Origin of the sequence: Cohnella cholangitidis (genome assembly GCF_014107495.1) — a bacterium.
In the GTDB taxonomy this organism is placed as follows: domain Bacteria; phylum Bacillota; class Bacilli; order Paenibacillales; family Paenibacillaceae; genus Cohnella; species Cohnella cholangitidis.
Map to the genome: position 1 here is coordinate 4,028,595 of NZ_CP041969.1, position 20,309 is coordinate 4,048,903.

23 protein-coding genes, 2 tRNA genes and 1 pseudogene are annotated in these 20,309 nt (G+C 50.0%); 19 read left to right on the forward strand and 7 right to left on the reverse strand.

Annotated elements, in window-relative coordinates:
* Nucleotides 1-110: 110 nt before the first annotated feature.
* The 3 genes from FPL14_RS18555 to FPL14_RS18565 all read right to left on the reverse strand — a co-directional run bounded on the left by FPL14_RS18555 (nt 111) and on the right by FPL14_RS18565 (nt 4,766).
* The gene (locus tag FPL14_RS18555) at nt 111-2,057 is read right to left on the reverse strand and encodes a sensor histidine kinase (protein WP_182299178.1); all 1,947 of its coding nucleotides are present in this window, start codon (nt 2,055-2,057) and stop codon (nt 111-113) included.
* Nucleotides 2,054-4,015: a sensor histidine kinase gene (locus tag FPL14_RS18560; RefSeq protein ID WP_182299179.1), complete on the reverse strand. Its 1,962-nt coding sequence runs from the start codon at nt 4,013-4,015 to the stop codon at nt 2,054-2,056. Before FPL14_RS18560 ends, FPL14_RS18555 begins: the two co-directional genes overlap by 4 nt.
* A gap of 91 nt (nt 4,016-4,106) precedes the next feature.
* Nucleotides 4,107-4,766 carry a response regulator transcription factor gene (locus tag FPL14_RS18565; RefSeq protein ID WP_182299180.1) on the reverse strand — a complete coding sequence of 220 codons (660 nt, stop codon included), beginning with the start codon at nt 4,764-4,766 and terminating at the stop codon, nt 4,107-4,109.
* A gap of 192 nt (nt 4,767-4,958) precedes the next feature.
* Between FPL14_RS18565 and FPL14_RS18570 the strand changes: the two genes are divergently transcribed.
* A complete protein-coding gene (locus tag FPL14_RS18570) occupies nt 4,959-6,113 on the forward strand; it encodes an HD-GYP domain-containing protein (RefSeq protein ID WP_182299181.1) in 1,155 nt (384 codons plus the stop codon).
* A 70-nt stretch (nt 6,114-6,183) separates the two neighbouring features.
* A tRNA-Thr gene (locus FPL14_RS18575) sits at nt 6,184-6,259 on the forward strand.
* A gap of 60 nt (nt 6,260-6,319) precedes the next feature.
* Here the strand turns inward: FPL14_RS18575 and FPL14_RS18580 are convergent.
* Nucleotides 6,320-6,961 carry a class F sortase gene (locus FPL14_RS18580; protein ID WP_182299182.1) on the reverse strand — a complete coding sequence of 214 codons (642 nt, stop codon included), beginning with the start codon at nt 6,959-6,961 and terminating at the stop codon, nt 6,320-6,322.
* 72 nt (nt 6,962-7,033) lie between these two features.
* The gene (locus FPL14_RS18585; RefSeq protein ID WP_182299183.1) at nt 7,034-7,342 is read right to left on the reverse strand and encodes a hypothetical protein; all 309 of its coding nucleotides are present in this window, start codon (nt 7,340-7,342) and stop codon (nt 7,034-7,036) included.
* Nucleotides 7,343-7,493: 151 nt separating this feature from the next.
* Here FPL14_RS18585 and FPL14_RS18590 point away from each other — a divergent pair, with 151 nt between their 5' ends.
* The 4 genes from FPL14_RS18590 to FPL14_RS18605 all read left to right on the forward strand — a co-directional run bounded on the left by FPL14_RS18590 (nt 7,494) and on the right by FPL14_RS18605 (nt 9,828).
* Nucleotides 7,494-8,240 carry a polysaccharide deacetylase family protein gene (locus FPL14_RS18590; RefSeq protein WP_182299184.1) on the forward strand — a complete coding sequence of 249 codons (747 nt, stop codon included), beginning with the start codon at nt 7,494-7,496 and terminating at the stop codon, nt 8,238-8,240.
* 72 nt (nt 8,241-8,312) lie between these two features.
* Complete coding sequence (locus tag FPL14_RS18595) at nt 8,313-8,786, forward strand: YhcN/YlaJ family sporulation lipoprotein (RefSeq protein ID WP_182299185.1); 474 nt, start codon at nt 8,313-8,315, stop codon at nt 8,784-8,786.
* A gap of 119 nt (nt 8,787-8,905) precedes the next feature.
* Nucleotides 8,906-8,981 (forward strand) — tRNA-Thr (locus FPL14_RS18600).
* A 178-nt stretch (nt 8,982-9,159) separates the two neighbouring features.
* Nucleotides 9,160-9,828, forward strand: a complete 669-nt coding sequence (locus FPL14_RS18605) for a PsbP-related protein (RefSeq protein WP_182299186.1) — start codon at nt 9,160-9,162, stop codon at nt 9,826-9,828.
* Nucleotides 9,829-9,859: 31 nt separating this feature from the next.
* On the opposite strand, the gene FPL14_RS18610 is transcribed toward FPL14_RS18605, so the two are convergent.
* Nucleotides 9,860-10,420, reverse strand: coding sequence for an ImmA/IrrE family metallo-endopeptidase (locus FPL14_RS18610; protein WP_182299187.1), 561 nt, complete (start codon nt 10,418-10,420; stop codon nt 9,860-9,862).
* A 74-nt stretch (nt 10,421-10,494) separates the two neighbouring features.
* Entirely contained in the window at nt 10,495-10,899 is a 405-nt protein-coding gene (locus FPL14_RS18615; RefSeq protein ID WP_182299188.1) for a helix-turn-helix domain-containing protein, read from the reverse strand.
* Between the two features lie 264 nt (nt 10,900-11,163).
* On the opposite strand from FPL14_RS18615, the gene FPL14_RS18620 reads away from it, so the two are divergent.
* The 13 genes and pseudogenes from FPL14_RS18620 to FPL14_RS18680 all read left to right on the forward strand — a co-directional run bounded on the left by FPL14_RS18620 (nt 11,164) and on the right by FPL14_RS18680 (nt 20,303).
* The gene (locus tag FPL14_RS18620; protein WP_182299189.1) at nt 11,164-11,730 is read left to right on the forward strand and encodes a sigma factor-like helix-turn-helix DNA-binding protein; all 567 of its coding nucleotides are present in this window, start codon (nt 11,164-11,166) and stop codon (nt 11,728-11,730) included.
* Between the two features lie 112 nt (nt 11,731-11,842).
* Nucleotides 11,843-12,691, forward strand: a complete 849-nt coding sequence (locus FPL14_RS18625; RefSeq protein WP_182299190.1) for a hypothetical protein — start codon at nt 11,843-11,845, stop codon at nt 12,689-12,691.
* A gap of 14 nt (nt 12,692-12,705) precedes the next feature.
* Nucleotides 12,706-12,897, forward strand: coding sequence for a YqzN/YkzM domain-containing protein (locus FPL14_RS18630; protein WP_182299191.1), 192 nt, complete (start codon nt 12,706-12,708; stop codon nt 12,895-12,897).
* A 1-nt stretch (nt 12,898) separates the two neighbouring features.
* Entirely contained in the window at nt 12,899-14,347 is a 1,449-nt protein-coding gene (locus tag FPL14_RS18635) for a phage tail sheath family protein (protein ID WP_182299192.1), read from the forward strand.
* 15 nt (nt 14,348-14,362) lie between these two features.
* Nucleotides 14,363-14,770, forward strand: coding sequence for a phage tail tube protein (locus tag FPL14_RS18640; protein WP_182299193.1), 408 nt, complete (start codon nt 14,363-14,365; stop codon nt 14,768-14,770).
* 20 nt (nt 14,771-14,790) lie between these two features.
* On the forward strand, nt 14,791-15,195 hold the full coding sequence (locus FPL14_RS18645; protein ID WP_182299194.1) for a phage tail assembly chaperone: 405 nt from the start codon (nt 14,791-14,793) through the stop codon (nt 15,193-15,195).
* Between the two features lie 23 nt (nt 15,196-15,218).
* Nucleotides 15,219-15,362: a hypothetical protein gene (locus FPL14_RS18650; RefSeq protein WP_182299195.1), complete on the forward strand. Its 144-nt coding sequence runs from the start codon at nt 15,219-15,221 to the stop codon at nt 15,360-15,362.
* A 4-nt stretch (nt 15,363-15,366) separates the two neighbouring features.
* Nucleotides 15,367-16,743: a hypothetical protein gene (locus FPL14_RS18655; protein WP_182299196.1), complete on the forward strand. Its 1,377-nt coding sequence runs from the start codon at nt 15,367-15,369 to the stop codon at nt 16,741-16,743.
* Nucleotides 16,744-16,767: 24 nt separating this feature from the next.
* Nucleotides 16,768-17,375: pseudogene (locus FPL14_RS18660) on the forward strand (LysM peptidoglycan-binding domain-containing protein).
* Complete coding sequence (locus FPL14_RS18665; protein ID WP_182299197.1) at nt 17,372-18,337, forward strand: XkdQ/YqbQ family protein; 966 nt, start codon at nt 17,372-17,374, stop codon at nt 18,335-18,337. The pseudogene FPL14_RS18660 and the gene FPL14_RS18665 overlap by 4 nt, the downstream one beginning before the upstream one ends.
* Entirely contained in the window at nt 18,330-18,749 is a 420-nt protein-coding gene (locus FPL14_RS18670; protein WP_182299198.1) for a hypothetical protein, read from the forward strand. Before FPL14_RS18665 ends, FPL14_RS18670 begins: the two co-directional genes overlap by 8 nt.
* Nucleotides 18,742-19,191: a DUF2634 domain-containing protein gene (locus tag FPL14_RS18675; protein ID WP_182299199.1), complete on the forward strand. Its 450-nt coding sequence runs from the start codon at nt 18,742-18,744 to the stop codon at nt 19,189-19,191. The genes FPL14_RS18670 and FPL14_RS18675 overlap by 8 nt, the downstream gene beginning before the upstream one ends.
* Nucleotides 19,191-20,303 carry a baseplate J/gp47 family protein gene (locus tag FPL14_RS18680; RefSeq protein ID WP_182299200.1) on the forward strand — a complete coding sequence of 371 codons (1,113 nt, stop codon included), beginning with the start codon at nt 19,191-19,193 and terminating at the stop codon, nt 20,301-20,303. Before FPL14_RS18675 ends, FPL14_RS18680 begins: the two co-directional genes overlap by 1 nt.
* Nucleotides 20,304-20,309: the final 6 nt, after the last annotated feature.

The window sequence follows — 20,309 nt, forward strand, 5'->3', positions numbered from 1 at the left end:
GTTTCGGGACCGTATAGCATCGTAAGGAGATACATGCACGGCAACATTCTCTATCGATCATCCTTTCGTACGACCCTTTTTACTTATGGGACAGCCTCGTTTTTTTGGCGTTAGATGACCCAATGGTCCGCTTTCACAAGAGGGAGGGATAGAGCCAAGACGAAACCCGCGTTTTCTCTTTCGGCTCTTATTTTTCCTCCGATCAGAGCGGCGTGCTCTACGATGGCGTGCAAGCTGGGGTCAAGATCCCTGGCGGTATAGCTATGCTCATCCAAGTGGACCAATTCCATTCGCAGAGAGTCTTCTACGACTACGAGCGTAAAGCGGAATTGGCAAGGCGCGCGTCTTCCGTGCTTGATCCCGAATCTAAGGCCTTCTTGCAGCGTTTGGAATACGATTCTTTTTTGCAACGTGCTTAAGCTTGAGGGCAGCGCATCGATTTGGTTATGCACCTGGCAGCCGGTCGAATGTTCCGTTTCCCGAATAAGGGCGCCAATCGAACCGTGCAAATCGTAATAGGACGCATCCTCGCGGAGCATTCTGACGGATTGGCGAATATCCTCAAGCCCTCTGCGCACGAGACCTTGCGAGGCTTCCAGCTTCGCTTCCGCCAAGGAATGATCTTTAGCGATCAACCGCTTGGCCGCTTCCAGTTGAATGATCGTCGCGCTTAACGTATGCCCGACCGTATCATGGACGCTTCCGGTAATTCTGTGCCGCTCCTCCAGAATCATCGCATCCGCCAAAGCTTCGGCATTCTCGCGCATCGAAGCGCCCAGCTGCGCGTGGGCGGTCTCCAACTGCTCCGTTCGTTCTTGCAGCTGCTGCGTGCGAGTGTGAACGACATGTTCCAGGGATCGGTTAAACTCGAACAACTGACGGTTCATGGCGGTGTAGCGGTGCATGATGACCCGAATCAGACATACGACGAAAGCGAACAAGCCCCAGAACAACAAGTCGTTCGGCAATCGGTGAACCCAAAGAATCCTTTCGTTAATCCAATCGGGCACGTACACAATTACGATAAAGCGATAGACGTGAATGACGGCAATGGCAGACAAGGAGGCGAAGCCGGCGAGCATCCAGATGGATTCGAGATCTCGTTTCGAACGATAAGCCGACCATAATGTCCACGACACGGCAATAAAGACGACGGTAAACAACGGGCCGAACGATTGGAACATGTAAGTATAGTACCACGACGGATTCGCGAGCGAAAAGAGGATCGTGACCAACGTATCGGCAAACATCAGCCACAGCATGAACCGGATCGTTCGCGGGTTCGCATACGGAAATACGTGTTTCAATATTCCGATAAAGGCAAAAGTAGCTAACGGCAAGCAAATGTCGTGAAAGTAACCCAACCGCGGATTATCCCATATGACTTGCAGCAGCAGGTTGCGTACAAGGGAGGTGAACCCGCCCGAGAAGGCCAGAAGCGCAAAATAGAGATACAGCTTATCCCGTTTCGTGCTGAACAGCCCAAGCGTGATGAATCCGCTGAAAATCAGCAACGTTCCTAATATGATATTGTCCAAATCGTTATTCAGAATTTGATTGAGTAAATCCGCTTTGTTGCCCATCGTGATATATGCCGTGATCGGGTAATGGTCCCCGTATCCGACCAGAAGATCGACGTAGCCGGGCATGGGCAAGGGGACTTCGATCATCTTCCAATTGACTCCCGTGTTTATCCGTCTATCGGTCAAACGGTAGGAGTAAAAAACTTCCTTGCCGTCATACGCTTTCAGGCTTCCGGTCTGCATGATCAGCAACTGGGGATCCGTAAAGCCGAACTTAAGAAGCGGAATTCTTATCCAATAAATATGGGATGGAATCACGTCGCCGTTCGTATAGTCTTGCCACCCCGACTCCGGCGATCTGTTCTCGTCGAAAGAGCCGGCGGGAGCCCACTGCCAGTCTTCGCGATCGAGTTGAACGATATGATTGTCTTTCCGTTGGAAGGCGGATAACGCAAGTCCGATGCACAGAATCAAAGCAATCAAAACGAACAAAGTGCGGAGAAGGGGGAAGTGAGCTTTCAGAAATCGGATCATCCTCGGTTGGCCCCCTCCGATAATTCTAGCGGGCGGATAGGTAAAGACAGCGTAAGTATGCACCCGGGATTACCCGGGGCGACCGCCATGATTCCGCCGAGGTTGGCGATTCTTTCCGACATGGCCTTCAAGCCGAAACCAAAGGCGGAAGGCGTATAAGTGCGACCGTCGCTAACCAGGCGAAAACGCAAAACGGAGTCGTCGGACGTTAGAGTAAACTGGAAGCAACTGCTGCCGCCATGCCGTAATCCGTTCGTTAACCCTTCTTGAAGGGCTTGAAAAAGTACTCTTTTCTGAAGCGTGGTCAAGGAGTCCGGCAAGGGGGCGATCCGGCTCTCGATGGAGACTCCGGTCGTTTGTTCCGTTTCCTTGATCAATTCCGATATGGCCGCGGCAAGATCATAACGCGAAGAGTCGTCGCGCAGCAGGCGGACGGAATTGCGAATCTCCTCTAGTCCCCGCCGTACCAAGCCCTGAGAGGCGTTAAGTTTCTCGAGCGCCAATTCCGGGTCGCGCTTGAGCAAGCGTTTGGCGGCTTCCAACTGGACGATCGTCGCGGTCAGCGAGTGGCCGATCGTATCATGTATCGTTCCTGTGAGCCGGTGTCTTTCTTCCAGCACCATCGAAGAGGCGATCGCTTCCGCGGTGCCCCTCATCGTGCTGGCAAGTTGGAGGTTCGCTTCCTGAAGCTGGGTTTCCCTTTCCCGCAGCTCTTCCGTTCGTCTCCTGACATTAGTCTCGAGGGAAAGGTTGAAAGTCGTTAGTTGCTTATTCAACAATCCAAACCGATACACGATAATGCGAATAAGGCAAATCAAGAACAGGAACAAGGAGATGGATAAGATATCGAACGGCAGCTTGAAAAGCAGCGGAATGTTATGTTCGAGCCAGTCGTATAGTTTCGGCAAATAAGTGCGAAGGACGTGGATGAGGGCAAAAGTGGCGACGATGAAGAAGCCTGCCATCATCCATATGGATTCCGTGCCTTGCCTGTCCTGATAAGCGCTCCAAATAGAGTGGAATACGACGCCCGCCGTAACGAGAAACATCGTTAATACCGGATAGCTAAGCAGCCAACCGAACCATATGATATCGAGAAAGATGGCGCAGATCAGCGTTACGATCGCGAAGGAAAGAACGACCCAACGGATTTTGCGAAGGATATGGGTATGCTCGGCACTGAACACGTTAATCATGATGTTGACGAACCCATAGACGCCCAGCGGGAAGATGACGTGCTCTATAAAGCTCACCCATGGCTGATCCCATATGACTTGCAACAAGTAATTTCGTGCTAAGGAAGCGTAACAACCGCAGAATGCCAGCAACGCGAAATAAAGGTGGAGATTGTCCTGCCGTATGAAATAAAGCCCGAGAGCTACGAACAAGCTGAAGAGGAACAACCCGGATAGCATAAAGGCATAGGTATCTTTCTGGATAAGCTGCGCGAAGAGATCTCCTCTACCTATCAGCTGAACGGATGGCACTGGCCGAAGCGAACCGCGATTGTCTAGCAGCATATACACTTCGCTGGGGATTGGGGTCGGCATCGGCGCCAGGTTCCAGTGATAGAATAGATTCAGCCGATGGTTCCTTTGATTAGGATCGTAGCTAAAGAGAAGTCGGTTTCCGTCGAATACGGATAAAGCGACGGTATTGAAGATTAGCAAGTGCGGATCGCGGACCGCGCTCGGATCGAGCGGTATTCTCAACCAGAAAGATCCGTTCTGCTCGAGATTACCGGGTCTGCTCGAATAGGGGAGCCAGACGCCTTGGGGAGGCGAGGAGTCGCGGAAGGAATGGGCGGGGGCCCAGCTCCAGTTGTCGGAATCCAAAGCGGATGCGCTATAGTTTTTGCCGGCGGATCCCAGACCCCAGCCTATGAGAATAAGGAATCCTAGCAACACCGACAAGGTGCGCAACAACGGAAAATGATTTCGTATACCGCTTCCGATCAACCTTCATTCCCCCAAATAAAGCAGCCCTGTATGCGACGTAGAGTCACTTCTTATTGTACTCTCAGGGCTTCCGCCGTCACAGTGACGCGAGTCATATGACAGTCATGTCTTTCAGCCAGATCACGGCCTGCGTGCGGTCGTTCGTGCCGATCTTATCGTATATGGCGCTGATATAGTTTTTGACGGTCCCTTCGCTCATGAATAGGAGCTGGGCGATTTCCCGATTGTTGCGTCCTTCTACCATTAAAGCGATTATGCTCATCTCGCGATTCGTGAACTTAAGATCGGCGGCTCTGCCTCTCGAACGAGGAGGCGGAGTGCGTCCTGGAGCGGGGGTAGATAATCGGGTCGCCAATTTCACGGCGATAGACGAAGGAAGCATGATTTCGCCCCGGGCGGCTTCTCGCACCGCTTGCAAGAGTTTCTCGGTCGGGATATCTTTCAATAGAAAACCGACTGCTCCGCTAGCGAGAGCGTCGATGATATATTCGTCTTCGTCGAATGTTGTCAGAACGAGCACCTTCGTATGAGGAGATTCGACGCGAAGCCTCTTGACTGCCTCGATGCCGTTCATGACGGGCATGCGAATATCCATTAACACTAAATCCGGATCATGAACGGCCACTAACCGACAGGCTTCTTCCCCGTTCTCGGCCGTAGCGATAACCTCGATATCGTCCTCTAATTGAAGAATCGTTTGCAATCCGTCCCTCATCAGCGTTTGGTCGTCCGCAATCAATACTCTCAGCATGAGTTTCTCCCCTTTCTTTTCCATTATAGATGAACATTTTAATTTGAACAGTATTGAAGAGACAAAGGATAGGAATATTCATGACGGAACAGGTGACACGCGTCACTGGTCATATGACTATCGATTTAGATAGGATTAGGACATAAGGCGGGGACAAGCGAATGCCCCGAGAGCTAAAAGGGAGATGAAAGTATGATTATTATGCATACGAGCCAGTGTCGTCCGGGAATGAAGCTGGGCCGATCGATCTATACAGAACAAGGACATGTGTTGGCGGGACGCGGATTCGTGCTGACGGAGCACGCGATTAACAAGCTTCAACAATTGGGATTGCCATACCTTCATATTGAAGAGCAAGGGACGGAGGATATCGCCCCGGATCAAGCGATCCGCGACGAAACGATTATCGTGCTGCATGGCGCGTTGACGCATGTTATGGACGAGCTGTCCGGCGGAGTTAAGGATAAGCTGTCTCCTAGCGTGGTTCGTTTCTGCTTCGATGCGTCGAAGCTTCTGATCGACGATCTGAGAACGCGCCGGAACCACTTATGCTTGCCGGTGCATCTGACGACGACGTTAACGGACGGGGATAAGCAGCATTTTCTGGAGCACGCGATGAATGTCGGCGTATGCGCGACTCGATTAGGCTTGGACGAAGGCTTGGTCGGGGAGGATTTGCAGGCATTGGCGATGGGGGCGATGCTTCACGACGTGGGCAGGCTGCTCTTGCCGGACGGTTTGAAGGCACGGGTGACGCAAAACGACAAGCTGTACATGACTCACGCGGAGCTTGGGTTTAAGCTGTTGCGCGACAGCGGGTTCCCGCTTATGGCGGCTCACTGCGCCTTGTTCCACCATGAGAGAATGGACGGCAGCGGGTATCCGTTCGGGTTGGAAGGAAGAAAGATTCATCCGCATCACCAATGGATCAGCATCTTCGATATGTTCGACACGCTCGTTAACGGCCGCGGCAACGGAGCGCCGATGCTTCCGCACGAAGCTCTGGAAGTATTGTACGGCGGAGCGGGAACGCTCTACGATATGGACAAGGTATGCAGATTGCGCGACGATATGGCCTTGTTTCCAAGAGGTACTACGGTACGCTTAAGCACGGGAGAGCTTGGAGTCGTATCCGCCTTGCACGATGACACGAAGCAACGGCCTATCGTGCGCGTTATTCGCACGCCCGAGGGTCAGTTGTTGCCGCAGCCGTACGAAGTCGATCTTAAACGTCAGCTCGATCTGATGATTAGCGGCGTAGGGAACGACAAATCCGGCAAGCTGTTGGTCGGGGGCGTACCGGAAGAGGCAGAACAGCGCTCGAATAAAGTATTTCACCTCGTGTGAGCATACAAAAAAATCCAGTCGCGAAAATCTTGACTTTTGCCGCGAAAAATCCTATCCTAATAAAGGATTTGCTGATGTAGCTCAGCTGGTAGAGCAACGCATTCGTAATGCGTAGGTCGGGGGTTCGAATCCCTTCATCAGCACCACTAAACAATCCTTCAATAACGCGCTTTCCGAGATTCTCGGAGGCGCGTTTTTTGCATGGTTTATTTACGAATACCGCCGATCGTTAACGGCTCGTTAACGAGCCGTTTTGTAAAAACGACTAGCCGTGCTTCATGTTCGCGTTTTTTTCTGCTATACCGACCTGCGCATGTAATCAAATTTAGCCTGGATTCGTTAATTGGACCGAATATTCTCCCGATGGGAGCTTCGGAAGTTTTGAAAACTTCAACGGATTCAACGACAAAAGCAATGGCGCGCCCCTTATCGTTTTTTATGAAGACGGGATCGCCTTTTTTCAATTTTTTCAAATCGAAAAATACCGCAGGCCCGTTATAGGTATCGACATGCCCGTCCATAACGGCATTTCCTGTTGCACCCGGCAAAATACCGGTGGATAAGTAGCCTACTTTTTCAGTGCTGTCAGGTACACCCATTCGACCGTTGTCGGAAACGTTAACGGGCTGGATGGCTGCATGGACGTTAATGGTAGGAATATAAATACGCGCGGGAATAATCCCGTCGTTGGCCTTTTTTTGCTTAGAAGGAATAGGGGGGACGGGTAACTTGATTTCTTGTTCTTTCTTGTTTTCTGGAAAGTATGAAGGTTCGTTAGCATTTGTGTAGGTTTTTGTTTTTTCATTGACTTTGGAGCAATTGGTATTACTGACGATAAGCGCAAGCATTACAACGCATATTAGCCACTTTTTCATAATGAATTAAAGAAAAGGGAGATCGATAATCTCCCTTTATCCTCCCTACTCGGTTTGTTCGCTTGCACCGCCGAATCCCGTTTTTGGCAATTCGCTAATTTCTTTTGCCTTTAAGCTTTTGGCATGGAGGCTCTTAGCTTTCATTCCTTTAGCATGAATTTTACTTTCGTGTTTGTGGTGTTTTTTGGCTTTAATTTTCTTCTCGTGCGCAGCTTTCATATGAACTTTATGCTCGTGTTTTTTCTCGACTTTTTGCTCGTGCTTTTTCTCGGCTACCGGTACGGCCGCGAAAGCCGCAGAACTTGCGGTTAACAACATGCATGCGGATAATAACGTAACTATGGTCTTCTTCATTGGAGAGCCTCCTAAAATAAATTGTGAGCCAATCGGCTGCTCTGTCATTATGTCCGTTGTTTATTTGATCATGAGTGTCAATTAATTCCGCAGTATGAAATCGGCCGATTTCGAAACCCTAATATGGCGAATTAAGCTAGGATGGTGGATTATGCTGAAACGGAAATGCTTGTATTGCCTCATGGGTCTCTCCGTTCTGTTAATGAATAGCGAAGCGGAGGCGCAACCATTTAAGAAAGACAGATTTTATTATGAGAAGAAAGGCGAGATGATCTGGGAAGTTCAAACGGATCGTAAAATGATTGCGTTAACGTTCGATGACGGACCGGATAAGGTACAAACGAATCAGATATTGGATTTGCTTGAAAAGTACGACGCGAAATGCACTTTCTTCGTGGTCGGAAGCCGAGTGATTAAAAATCCGGAGACCATGAAAAGGATTGTCGAGAAGGGACACGAGGTTGCTAACCATACTTTCAATCACGTGTACTTCAATCCACCCGCATCGGCCCGTAAAGTGGAACAGGAAATCGAACGAACCGAACAAGAGATCTATCGTACGACAGGTAAAAAGTCATTATTGTTTCGTCCGCCAGGGGGGATTTACGACGATACGATCGTCCAAGTATCCAATCGCATGGGGTTAATTCCCGTCATGTGGTCGTGGCATCAGGATACCAAGGACTGGAGCAAGCCGGGAGTGCTGAGGATAAGGGATAAAGTGTTACGGAACGCCCATAACGGAGATATCGTGCTGCTGCACGATCATGTGAAGGGGCAGTCGCAAACGATTGCGGCGCTTGAGATGATATTGCCTGAATTGTCCGCCAGGGGATATCGTCTGGTGACGGTTTCCGAGTTAATCAAATCCTCGTTGTCCAAAGAAGTTCGAAAATAGTCGAAAAATAGCGATTATGAATAATAAAGGACCTATCCGCGAAGGATAACTTTGGAGGTGAGGTGATCAATCATGTTCAAGCGTTGTACGGTAATGATTTTGTCTGTCGCATTGTGCTTCTCGTTAGCCGGCTGTACTAAAACCAACCAGTACAAAGCTCGCTCGACGGAGCATCGCAACGTTATCGATGGGGCTCATCCGAACGCGAACAAACGAGTGTCCGAAAAAATAGCCAAGGATGTATCATCCGTCAAGGGAATCAGTAAAGCAACCGTTGTCGTGCACAATCGCGACGTGATAATCGGGCTGGATGTTAAAGGCGGAGAAAACGCGGCAGCCGTAGAACAAAAAGTGGTACAAGCCGCGCATAAGTCGGAACCTGGTTATACGGTGCATGTGACGGCGGAGAGAGGCCTTCACACCCGTATCCAAAATCTTCATTCTCAAATGTTGCCTTTGGATGGCCACCCCGTCCGAAACTTCACCGAAGATGTAGGGATATTAATCCAAGATATAGGCAACAGGGTAACTAGACCGTTGCGCTGATCTACATAGACCGTCGCTTTGATTAAGCGGCGGTCTATTACTCTTTTAATATTTCGCGTTTTATGTATTGCAAAACAATCTGAGTAATGGTATTATCTTATCTTGTGAGCCATTATTTCGCCGACTTAGCTCAATTGGTAGAGCAACTGACTTGTAATCAGTAGGTTGGGGGTTCAAGTCCTCTAGTCGGCACCATTTTACGTCAATCGATCCTCGTTCAGCCTCAGGCTAACGGGGATTTTTTGTTATTTTGAACAAATGGTGAAATTTGTCGAAACGCTTTACTAGATAAGGGAAATCCTGTATCCTTGTCGAAGGGCGTTTTCCGAATGGAAAAATATAACAATAGAGCGCCAACGGGAGGAAATGGATAATGAGAGATTCATCGAAAAAAGGTTTGAAAATGGCCATTGCGTTAGCTGCGCTGGCTTTGGCTTTAACCGCTTGCGGAGGTTCCAAAGACGACAACAAGAATAATGCTTCACCGTCCGCATCGGAGTCTGCTTCTTCATCTGCATCGCCATCCGCATCTGCGTCGGCTTCGCCTTCTGCCGAAGCGAGCGCACCGGCTTCCTCCGAAGCTGCCGCTGGATTCAAAACCTTCAAAGACAGCACTTACGGAACGACCCTTCAGTATCCGGAAGATTGGACTTTCCAAGAAAACATTGGCGGAGCAATCGTTGCGTTCTTGTCTCCTAAGGAAAGCGACAGTGACTTGTTCCAAGAAAATATTAACTTCCTGATTCAAGATTTGGGCGGGCAAGAAGTTAAGTTGGCTGATTACGTAGAAGCTACGAAACAGCAGCTTGGCACGCTCATCACAGATTTCAAGCTCGAGGACGAGGGTTCCGAAGCGGAAGACGGAGTCGAGGCATATCACCTTCTCTATAGCGGAAAACAAGGAGATTACACCTTGAAATGGCAACAAAGCTTCGCGATTATCGAAGGAAAAGCTTATGTCATCACTTATACGGCAGAATCGGGCAGCTTCGACAAGTTCGTGGAGCAAGCCGGATCGATCGCGGAATCTTGGGATTATTAATTCATATTTATAAAATACGAAGCGCGGTCCGTCAGTGGACCGCGCTTTTCGTATGGAGGTTTATTCGCAACAATCGTTGATCGGCCTCTTGCTTCAACGTCTCCTCCCACAGAATAGAAGCGAACATTCTTCGTTGGACCTGCTCCAACCTTTTGCGGGCGAGCTCGAACGTTACCCCGAAATGACAGGCCAAACTCTCGGCGGCTTCGTCTATTCTCCTAGGAAGCTTGAAATGGCGCAGCATGAAGAAAGGCATGGCCGCGTACAGCACGAACCGATTGGCTTCCGCTTCCTGGCCCTCGCAGAACAGGCGAGGCATGGTCGTCTGATTCCCGGCATGCCGAAGAACGTGGCACAGCTCGTGCAAGAAGTCCTCCCATTGAGCTTCCGAGCCTTGCCGCTGATCGATCAAGATGGTGCGCATGCCCATATACTCCAAAGCGCGGCTGGTATCCTTCATATAATGCACCCACACGTCTAGGCGAGAGGCTACTTCTTCAACGTTCAGTTGCGATGGGGCAGTGATTCCTGATTTCAGCCACAACTGCTCTATCCATTGTTCCAATGGGGTCGTTTGATAGTATCGGTACATAGTCCCGTCCTTTGAGATGAGAATGTATGTTCGTATTTCGTGGGAAAAGAAAAGCCCTTACGGGCTTAGCGCGTCTAGTTATTTCCTTGTTGATCTCCGGGTTTCCTACCTTTTTCCTTCTCTTGAATGAACTCCCAAAAACGTCGCATCTCTTCTTTGCGTTCCTCCGGGGCGTTCAAGTAATCTTTGAAAAATACCCCGTGCTCCGGATTGTTGATGAATTCCTCGAAAGCCGGATATTCGACCGTTCCGGAAGAATCAAGGAGGTCCAAGGACGCATTGTCCGTCCGTCCTAGCAAGTAATCCGTGGTCGTGCGGTAATATTCCGCGAAGCGGCTGAGCATGTCCGGATCAGGCTTCCGGTCATCGGATTCGTATCGGGAGAGCTGGACGTTGCTTATGCCTAAGTGCTTGGCCGCATCTAGTTGCGTTTTGCCGAATTTCTCGCGTCGTTCCCGAAGCCGCAAACCCAACGACATTGTGATCTACCTTCTTTAATAGGATATCTATAGTATATCAAATTTTTCCGTTTTGGTAAACTTAATAATTTGCCATTTTGGTAAAATAACAATTGACTTTGCCTATATGGCAATATATGATAGTTATAAGTTACCGATTTGGTAATTATTGAGCCGCAAACTACAAGGTGAATTCAGATTCATCACACAGAGTAAGGGAAACCATTTTCTTTTTTAACTTCAAAGTTTACCAAAATGGCAAAATACAAAGGGGAGAGTGAACAGATGAATACCACATCAATCACTAATTTAGGGTCCGCTACATTAGAAAGCTATTTAGAGACAAGGAGAATGCTGCTTCGCAAAGCGGATGAACTGACAGTCCGAATCAGCCGGCTTGAGCCGGTCCAAACGCTTGAGGAGATGAACGAGATTCTTGCATTAGATAAAGACCGCCGATTGGTCATGGAAATGATCGCAAGCTGCTCTTACGTTATCGAATGGCTCCAGACCGGGAGAAGACCCGGCAACCAGAGAGGAATCGAACGCCGCGCGGGTTATCAAAGGGAAGTGCTGACGGATCCCGCGAAATTGCCGTCGGTTCCGAGCGCGGAGGTGACCGATGCTTCCCGGGAGGTTTCGGAAGTTAGCCGATTTCGGCTCGAAGCCGCCCTGCGCGGATTAACCGAAAGAGAACGCAGCTGCTACATGCTCGCCCATGGCGAATGCTACTCTTTCGCAGAGATTGCCGCCTTGCTCAACATTAGCAAATCGAGCGTAGGCACTTACATGACGCGCGCCCAGCGCAAAGTCGAGAACAACGTTAGCAGCATCCTTATCCTCGTCGGATAAGCCGATCGCCGGGTTGTCGTACGATTGCCACCTAATAGTGTGAGGACAAATTGATGGAGAGGAGGATGTACATGGCAAAGATCAACTTACCTGATCGCTATGGGCTTCTGCTATGAGATCGGCGATCAAACAACGGTTGACGGAGCAAATTCCGTTAATCGACGGACGGGTAGTCGAAGTTCACGATCCCGTGGATAGCCTGATCAAACCCTATGTTTTACTTGTGCAGGGTGCCGATTCGGTTGATACGCTTTGGACCGGATTACGAACCACATTTGAAATCTGGCCTTACGTAGCCGAGACATCGGATTTCGCAGGCGTTGATGAGCTTTCGAAGCTGATTATTACTTCGTTGGACGGACAAGCCATCGAAGATACGGATACCGACGAAGCGTTCACTTGTCATTATGACGGGAATGTCGGAGCCGACAAAGTCGACGCCGAGCGGAATGCTCTTACCCGGGGGCTTCGGTTTTCCGTCATCTCCGTGCGAAGAAGCACAGAACCCGAAATCTCGCAGGAAGATGACTGGCTGTCAGCCCTCTCGAACTGGACCAGTGATTTGTTGGACAGTGAAGACTGGCAGGTGTATTGCGGCCAATGGCCAACCAACTATGTTCGGCCGTCCGTCTTATGGAGATTGGAAGGCGCCGAAACTAACGCAAGTACTAGGGCGGCCACGATCGAGGTTCGCAAAAAAGCGATCGGCCATATTGTCGGACGAACGCTGAGCGAGCAAACGGCAACCGTTTTGGAGCTTGCGCAAGGTCTGACCAGCGTCGTGAAGATTCCGTTAAACGTATCCGATCGTCGTTATCTAACCGTGTTCAACCCGATCGTCGATCTAGAGCAGGACATGATGACGGAAGGACAGATCTCGGTAACTCTATCGCGTAAAATCGATCGTCGACCCGAAATGGGTCCACTAATGGGATCCGTCCATTTTAACTCCAAATTATGAACGAGGTGGTACGAATGGCAAGCAAGAAATCCGGAATGATCGAGTCGAAATATACCCGGGATGAATTTATAGAGAATGCGCAGGCGCTCTTTCAAGTAAAGCCCGAAATCGTCGCAGGCGCGATTCATGAAGTCAAGCAAAATCAACTTACCATCGACGAAGCGAAACGCTTAGTCGCTCAATTTCTGAAAAGGAAGGTGCTTTAACATGGCAGGAGGAACTTGGAGTACGACGGACAAACCGGTATTACCGGGATTTTATATGGCTTTTCGCTCGGCGGCAACGGCGGCGATCCAGCCCGGATCTAGAGGCATCGCTATTGCGCCGGTGAGAGCGCATTGGGGTGCGGTTAATCAATTCGTTGAGATCGTAAGCGAGTCCGATATTGCAAATGCGTTTACCCGAACGGAAGAAAACGGCGCAACCGCTTATAGCTCTCTTAAGCTTGCTTTGCTTGGCGGCGCGCGGAAAGTGCTCGCTTACCGATTGGCTGACGGAAATGCGGCAGCCGCAACCGTTACGCTGGCAGACTCGGCAGGCACTCCGGTGAACGTGCTTAAGCTGGATGCCAAATATACCGGTTCCCGCGGGAATGACTTCAAGGTCACCGTTCAGGTCAATCCGTCGGATTCCGGCAAGAAGGATTTGAAGCTGTTCGAAGGAACGACGCTGCTTCGTACTTTTACTTTCGTGGGAGTTTCTATTCAGGCGGCGGTGGACGAGATTAACGGCGATGCCGGAAATAAATGGATTACGGCAACCAAGCTAGCGGACGGGAACGGCACTTTAGCGAACGTTTCCGGTAATGCCTTAACCGGCTGTAATTCCGGGATTGCGTCCATTGCGAATTCGGAATATCTCAATGCGCTAGCCGATTTCGAGACGCAGGATTTCAACGTTTTCTTCCTGGACGGAGTGTCTGATTCCGCGTTGCATTCGAGCATTGCTGCATGGGTTTCCCGAATCCGGGATGAAGGGAAAGGCGTAATCGCCGTGCTTGGAGGCTCTGCCGCGGACGATACGGCCGTGGATGCGGTAAGCAAAGCGACAAGTCGTAGCGCTACTTTGAACCACGAAGGCATCGTGAATGTCGGAACCGGAGTTAAGCTGAACGGGACTGCATATAGTTCCGCGCAGGTTACGGCTTATGTTGCAGGTCTGATCGCGGGACAGGGACTGAGCCAATCGACGACTTATGCGCCATCTCCGTTCGAAGACGTTACCCGCAGGTGGCCCCGTTCGGAACAGGAACAGGCCGTACGCAACGGGGTATTCCTGCTTGTTCATGACGGACGCTTGGTGAAAGCATTGCGAGGCATCAACAGCTTGGTGACGCTGCGCGAAGGCCAGAACAACCCGTGGAAAAAAATCCGCACGATCCGCGTGATGGACAGCATTAACTCCGATCTTCAACGTACCGCGGAAGATGCCTATATCGGCAAAGTCAACAATACCGAAGAAGGCCGTCTGGCGCTGATCGGCGCATGCAAGCAGTACATGCAGTCTCTTGCGCAAGCCGGCGTTATCGAAGCCGAAGGCTACGACGTATATGTCGATACCGAATTTACGCCGGAGCCGGATCAAGTGTACTTGAAGTGGGAAGCGCGCCTGACGGATGTCATGGAACAAATTTTCAGCACGTTCATCGTGCGATAAGGAGGAAGAAATAAGATGATGGATCCAACAAGAGCGATTCTAGGAACGTACGGGCAAGTGTTTATTGACGGGGTGTGGCAGACGAATATTAATAAGCTGGAAGCCTCGGTCGAGGTGGAGAAGCGCGAGTTGAAGCTGTCGGGCAGCGAGTGGACGACGCACAAACTAGGCGCGAAAAAGGGTACGGGCACGATGAGCGGTTACAAGGTGACGAGCGATATGATTCGTCGCGGGTTTACTAAGATCGAAATTATCTGTAAGTTGTCCGACCCCGAAGCTTATGGTTTCGAACGTATTGTGCTCAAGAACTGCATACCTGATAAGATTCAGCTTGCGAATTGGACCGCAGGGGAAGAGGTCACGGAAGAAACCACATTTACATTCCAAGGCTATGATCCTGTTGATTATATCGTGGCGGGCTAACCAGAAAAGGAGCGATTACTTTGTCTTTTGAAAATCTTACGGATGAACAAGTGCTACAGCGATTGTTAGACGCGGATACTCTGCCCGAACGAGTACTCAGGCTGCAACGGTTGGACATTCCGATCAAGCTTCGCGGTCTGACCGGCAAGCAAGTGTTCAGCATTCGCGAGCGCTGCACGGAAGTCAGGGAGAAGCGCGGACAAACGACCAAACGGTTGGACGAAGAGCTGTTTAACGTTTCTCTGATCGCTGCGTCGACCGTCGCTCCCAATTGGGGCAATTCTCAGCTGCTGTCCAAATATTCGGCGAGCAGCGGGGAAGAAGTGATCAAGAGAATTTTGCTGGCCGGCGAGTTATCCGCGCTAGGAGAAGTCGTTCTTGATCTATCCGGCTTCAACACGGAACTCGAAGACGTAAAAAACTAATCCGATCCGGGGCGCTGGCCGGCATGCTGCATGCCTTATGGGTTCGCCACCACCTGCGCCCCGGAGAGTTCTGGCGCTTGCCGCGGGGAGAGCAACTATTCCTCATGGCAAGCATGGAACTGGAATGGGAAGCAGAGAAAGCGATGTGGGCGAAGAAAGGAGTGTGAAGGCATGGAGCAGAAGCGAAGCGTAGTTGAAAACGATCCAAGCGTCAAACAGTCAGAATTGATGGAGAAATTTTTGAGGCAAACAAATCTGCAATCGAGTGCGCTAGAACGGATGAGTTTCCCTCAAATCAATTCACAGACTTCAGCGCCTCCGGCTGTCCCGAGTCCGCCGACATCGAGTTGGAAAGATATCTATGATGAACAATGGGTAAAAGATATCGCGGCAGCTAATGAAAAAGTAAGTAATGTTATAGAAAATGTAAATAAATTAACTGAGGGAGTAAAAGAAATTCATACTGATTTGGAGAAGAAATATAACGAAAGGACCAGTCGAATTAATGAAGCGAGACAATCTAGGCAAGCATCCACGTTACCTAGTCGAACTATGACACAGAGAGATTCATCAAGGAAATGGTGGAATAATCGTAGTGTAAAAAAGGTAGTTGATCTGAGCGAGAAGTCAGGGAAGGTTTTTAAATGGGCCGGTCGAGCTAGCGACATAGTAAAGCTAAGAACAACTAAACCAGGAGATGAGCGAAACGAAGCAATTGGTGAGTTAATTGGAAGTTCAATTTTTACTCCTGCATTTGCTGCCGCGTTTTCTTTTATTCCAGTTCCGGGTGCTACGTTTGTAGGCGGACTAATTGGTGACTATGTTGGAAAAAAAGCTGGCGGATATGTGGGGAAAAACTTTAACAATATTAAAGACTGGACAACAGATACCTACAATCAAGCTGATGCTTGGGCTAGAGATGCCTACAATCAAGTAGATGCTTGGGCTACAGATGCCTACAATCAAGTAGATGCTTGGGCTACAGATACCTACAATCAAGCTGATGCTTGGGCTAGAGATGCCTACAATCAAGTAGATGCTTGGGCTACAGATACCTACAATCAAGTAGATACTTGGGCTACAGGTACCTACAACCAAGCTTCAGATGTCGTAAGCGAAAAGTTTAACGAAGTGACCGATAAGGTCGAGCACGAGTTTAATTATGCGATTAACAGCTTAAAATCAGCCTTTTGGGGCGGCGGTAAAAAAGACGAGCCGGAAATGCCGAATATAGAGCCTTATGGTCCACCAAAGCCGTTAACCGTACAAGACGTAAAAATTCAGGAATGGATACACCAGCGACAAAACTATCCTATGTATCCTTCAACAATGTCGCCTTTTCCGGCAGCGTCAAATCCTTCGGTGTCAGCGCAGCAGTCGAGTCCATCGGCAGCCTCTCCAATAAACGTAAATCTGCCTGCGGGAGCCGTCCAGCTTTCGGTTTCAGGAACCGAACTTAATTACGGGGCGCTATCGGCAGCTATTGGAGCTAAATTAGGCGCTGCTATTTCGCAAGCTATGGAAAACAGGGCTGTAGCTGCTCCGTGAATCGATGGAAGGTAGGGGGAAATATTGCAAATCACGCTCAGGGATTCAATTGACGGCGATTTTGTATTCCCGGTTAATCCGGAGGAGATTCGGATAAGCCGGGAGAAACGGTACGAGACCGTGTCGCTGCTATCGCTTGGAGAGGTCGACTTTATTCAAGGAGGGAAGGTGAAGGAAATTGCCTTCTCTTCTTTTTTCCCAAATTCTATGACGAGAGGTATTGCAACGATTCAACAATTCCCGATCCCCAGGTTGCGATGAACCGCCTTACCGCCCTGTTGGTGCAGAAGCGGCCGGTAAGATTGATTATCTCCGGTACGATTATTAATACGCTAGTGCATGTTTCCGCCAACCATTCGACGTTCAAAGGCGGAGAACCGGGCGACGTTTACTTCGACGTTACGTTTCGAACCTGGTATAACATCAAGGTCGGGAAAACCTCGTTTTCACGCCCCGATACGAAACCCGTGCCGAAAGTGTACGTCGTGAAATCGGGAGACTCGCTATGGGCGATAGCCAAGCGGGAGTTAGGGAACAGCAAGAGGTGGAGCGAAATTTATAACCTTAACAAAAAGGTAATCGGCCCCGACCCGAATCTGATCAAGATCGGGCAGAAGTTGGTGATGCCATGAGTTACGAAGTCGTATTTGCCAAAAAGTACGATATTAGCAGGTTAGTAGAGTCGATATCCCTAGACGAGTCACTGGAAGAAATCGCGTATCGGGCAAACCTACGGTTGGTAGTCACGCCGGACATGCCCGTCATCTCGCCGGGACAGGAATTGAGAATCGGGGGCATTCCGTTCGGGCAATCGCGCAAAGAAAATCTTTTTAACCCGGGCGTCGTATGGGAATGCAATAGCACGAACGCGGGGAGCAAGCATCTGAGCATAACCGCTTACGAAAAAACGATATATCTTGCGAAATCCGAAGACGAGAGGCTCATGCCCGCGAATCAGACGGCGACGGAGCGATTGAAGCAGTATGCGAAAGATTGGGGAATCCCGGTCGGCAACATCGCGGACACGGGCAAGAAGCTGGCGAGGAGCATCAAGCGCTCGCAGACGATTCTGTCCATGATCATGGGCGATTTGAAGGAAACCGTCGATAAGGGCGGAGCGATGTATCGGGTTCGGATGACCGAACGAGGCTTGGAACTGGCTGAAATCGGCCGCAATAAAATCGTATGGGAGTTAGAAGCGATACAGGATGTTACTCAGGTTCGTACCCTTGAGGGGGCGATTACTCGGGTTAAAGTTTTGGGGTCGCAACAAAACGAAAACTGGGTGGCAGAGCCATTGGCGGTAAAGAGCAAAGACACCGACAAATACGGTACTCTTCAGAAATTGATTTCCGATAGCAATATCAAATCGAAGAAACAAGCGGAGGAAGCGGCGGCAAAAATGCTTCTGGGCGTTCAGGAGACTTATTCCGTATCTTCGCTCGACATTAACACGATTCGCGCCGGGGATCGGGTACGTCTGAACGGTCTGGAACTGATCGTGACGAGGATCAGCCATCAACTGGGGGATCCCGGACATATGGAGCTGGAGCTTGCCGCGGAGAACAAAGTCAGGAGGGATTATCTTGCCTGATCCATACAAACAATTGGTGTCTACGTTGGAGCAACGTATGACGGACATCGCCTCGAAAACATTATCCGGAATTCCTTCGGAGCTTGGAACGATTACGTCGTCCGGACTGAAGTTGGATTCCTTTAAATATGCCATCCCGGATTATTACGTTGCGGAGTGGTTAACGGCGTTGGAACTCCCCGCTTTCTCGATGGTGGGGACAATGACGGCTCCGGTAGACGAGCTTGGCAATCCGAAGGGCGGCTCGGTTCCCTCGCAGCTTACGAGATTCGATTATATAGAGACGAAAATAGACGACGTACGGTTAAATTGGGCGCAAGGGATCAAACCCGGAGATCGCGTGCTCGCCGTCCCCGTTAACGGGGGCAAAGATGCCGTCGTCGTCTGCAAGGTGGTGAATACGGGTGGCTAACTTATTTCCGACTTCGGACATTCCGGAGGAGCCGGCAATCGTTGAAACCGATAACGTGATCTTCGGTCGGAGCTGGCGATTCGATTTTGACGCGGGAGAATTCGTTCTCACACCGACAGGCAAAGTCGCAAGTAGCGAAGGAGCGGACGCATGGGTGGAATGGTGCAAAAAAGCGCTGCAGACCGAGCGTTTTCGCTACCTTGTATACTCCAGAGACTATGGCCAGGAATTTAACGATCTGATTCGATCCGGTCTATCACGACCGGTAATCGAGATGGAGATTCAGCGCATCGCGACCGAGACGCTGATGGTAGATCCGAGGACGGCAAGCGTTGACGGATTTGTTTACGAGTGGGCGGGAGATCAGTGCAATTTTACTTGCGAGATTTCGAACGTTCACGAACAGACGGCAGAAATTCAAGGAAGCGTGGTGAATGCTTAATGACGGTATTGCCTGAATTTTTAAATGAACAGACGGAAGAAGGAATTCTTCGGCGAATGCTCAGCCGCGTGCCGGCCGACTTGGACAAATCGGAAGGTTCATATATATGGGACTCTCTATCTCCCGCAGCCTATCAATTGTACTTGTCATCCGAATGGGCTCAAGAAATTTTACGGCGCGGCTTTGCTTTGACGACCTTCGGTCCTTACTTGAGGTTGCGTTGCGAGGAGCACGGAGTTATTCCGCGTCCGGCAATCGCGGCTACCGGAACCGTTAAGATTACAGGCGCCGCGGGTACGGTCATCCCGATCGGTACCCTTGTTGCTACGCCGGCGGATGAAATTACGGCTACACAATCAATAGAGTACGAGACAACGGAACTCGCGACTTTGGACAGCCAAGGAGAAGCTAACGTTGCTATCAAAGCGATTGAAGCTGGAGCAGTTGGCAACGTTCCATTAGGAGCAATAAGCTTGTTGGTTAACTCTCTGCCCGGCGTAACTAGCATAACGAATTCGGCTGCTACGACTGGCGGTACTGACGAAGAAACCGACGAATCCTTGCTGTCGAGGTTTCTCCTTAAAGTGAGACAACCCGGAACAAGCGGCAACAAAGCCGACTATCAGCAATGGGCGCTAGAATCGCCGGGAGTGAGCCGAGTTCAGGTTGAGCCGTTATGGAACGGTCCGGGGACAGTGAGATTGTTCCTTCTGAACTCAGAGAAGAGGGCGCCTAATCAAGACATTGTCGATGCCGTACAACAATATATTTCTCCCATGTCGGGTCAAGGCGAAGGTAAAGCTCCAATCGGCGCTAACGTTACGGTATCGGCGGCTGTTGAGGTTCCTATCCATATTTCCGTTCAATTGACGCTTGCAGCGGGAGCAACCTTGAACGAAGTGCGGAGCGATTTTGAGGCGGGTTTAGCTGCTTATTTGGAGCAGTTGGCTTTTGTTGATCCGCTTGTCCGATACAATCGGATTGCGGCAATCCTACTTGATATTTCGCGCATTGTGGATTATGAGAATTTGGTCGTTAACGGAGGCAGCGATAATATCGATCTGCAGTTGGGACAGGTTGCCGTAATCGGGACGGTGAGCATGAGTGAGTAATCTATC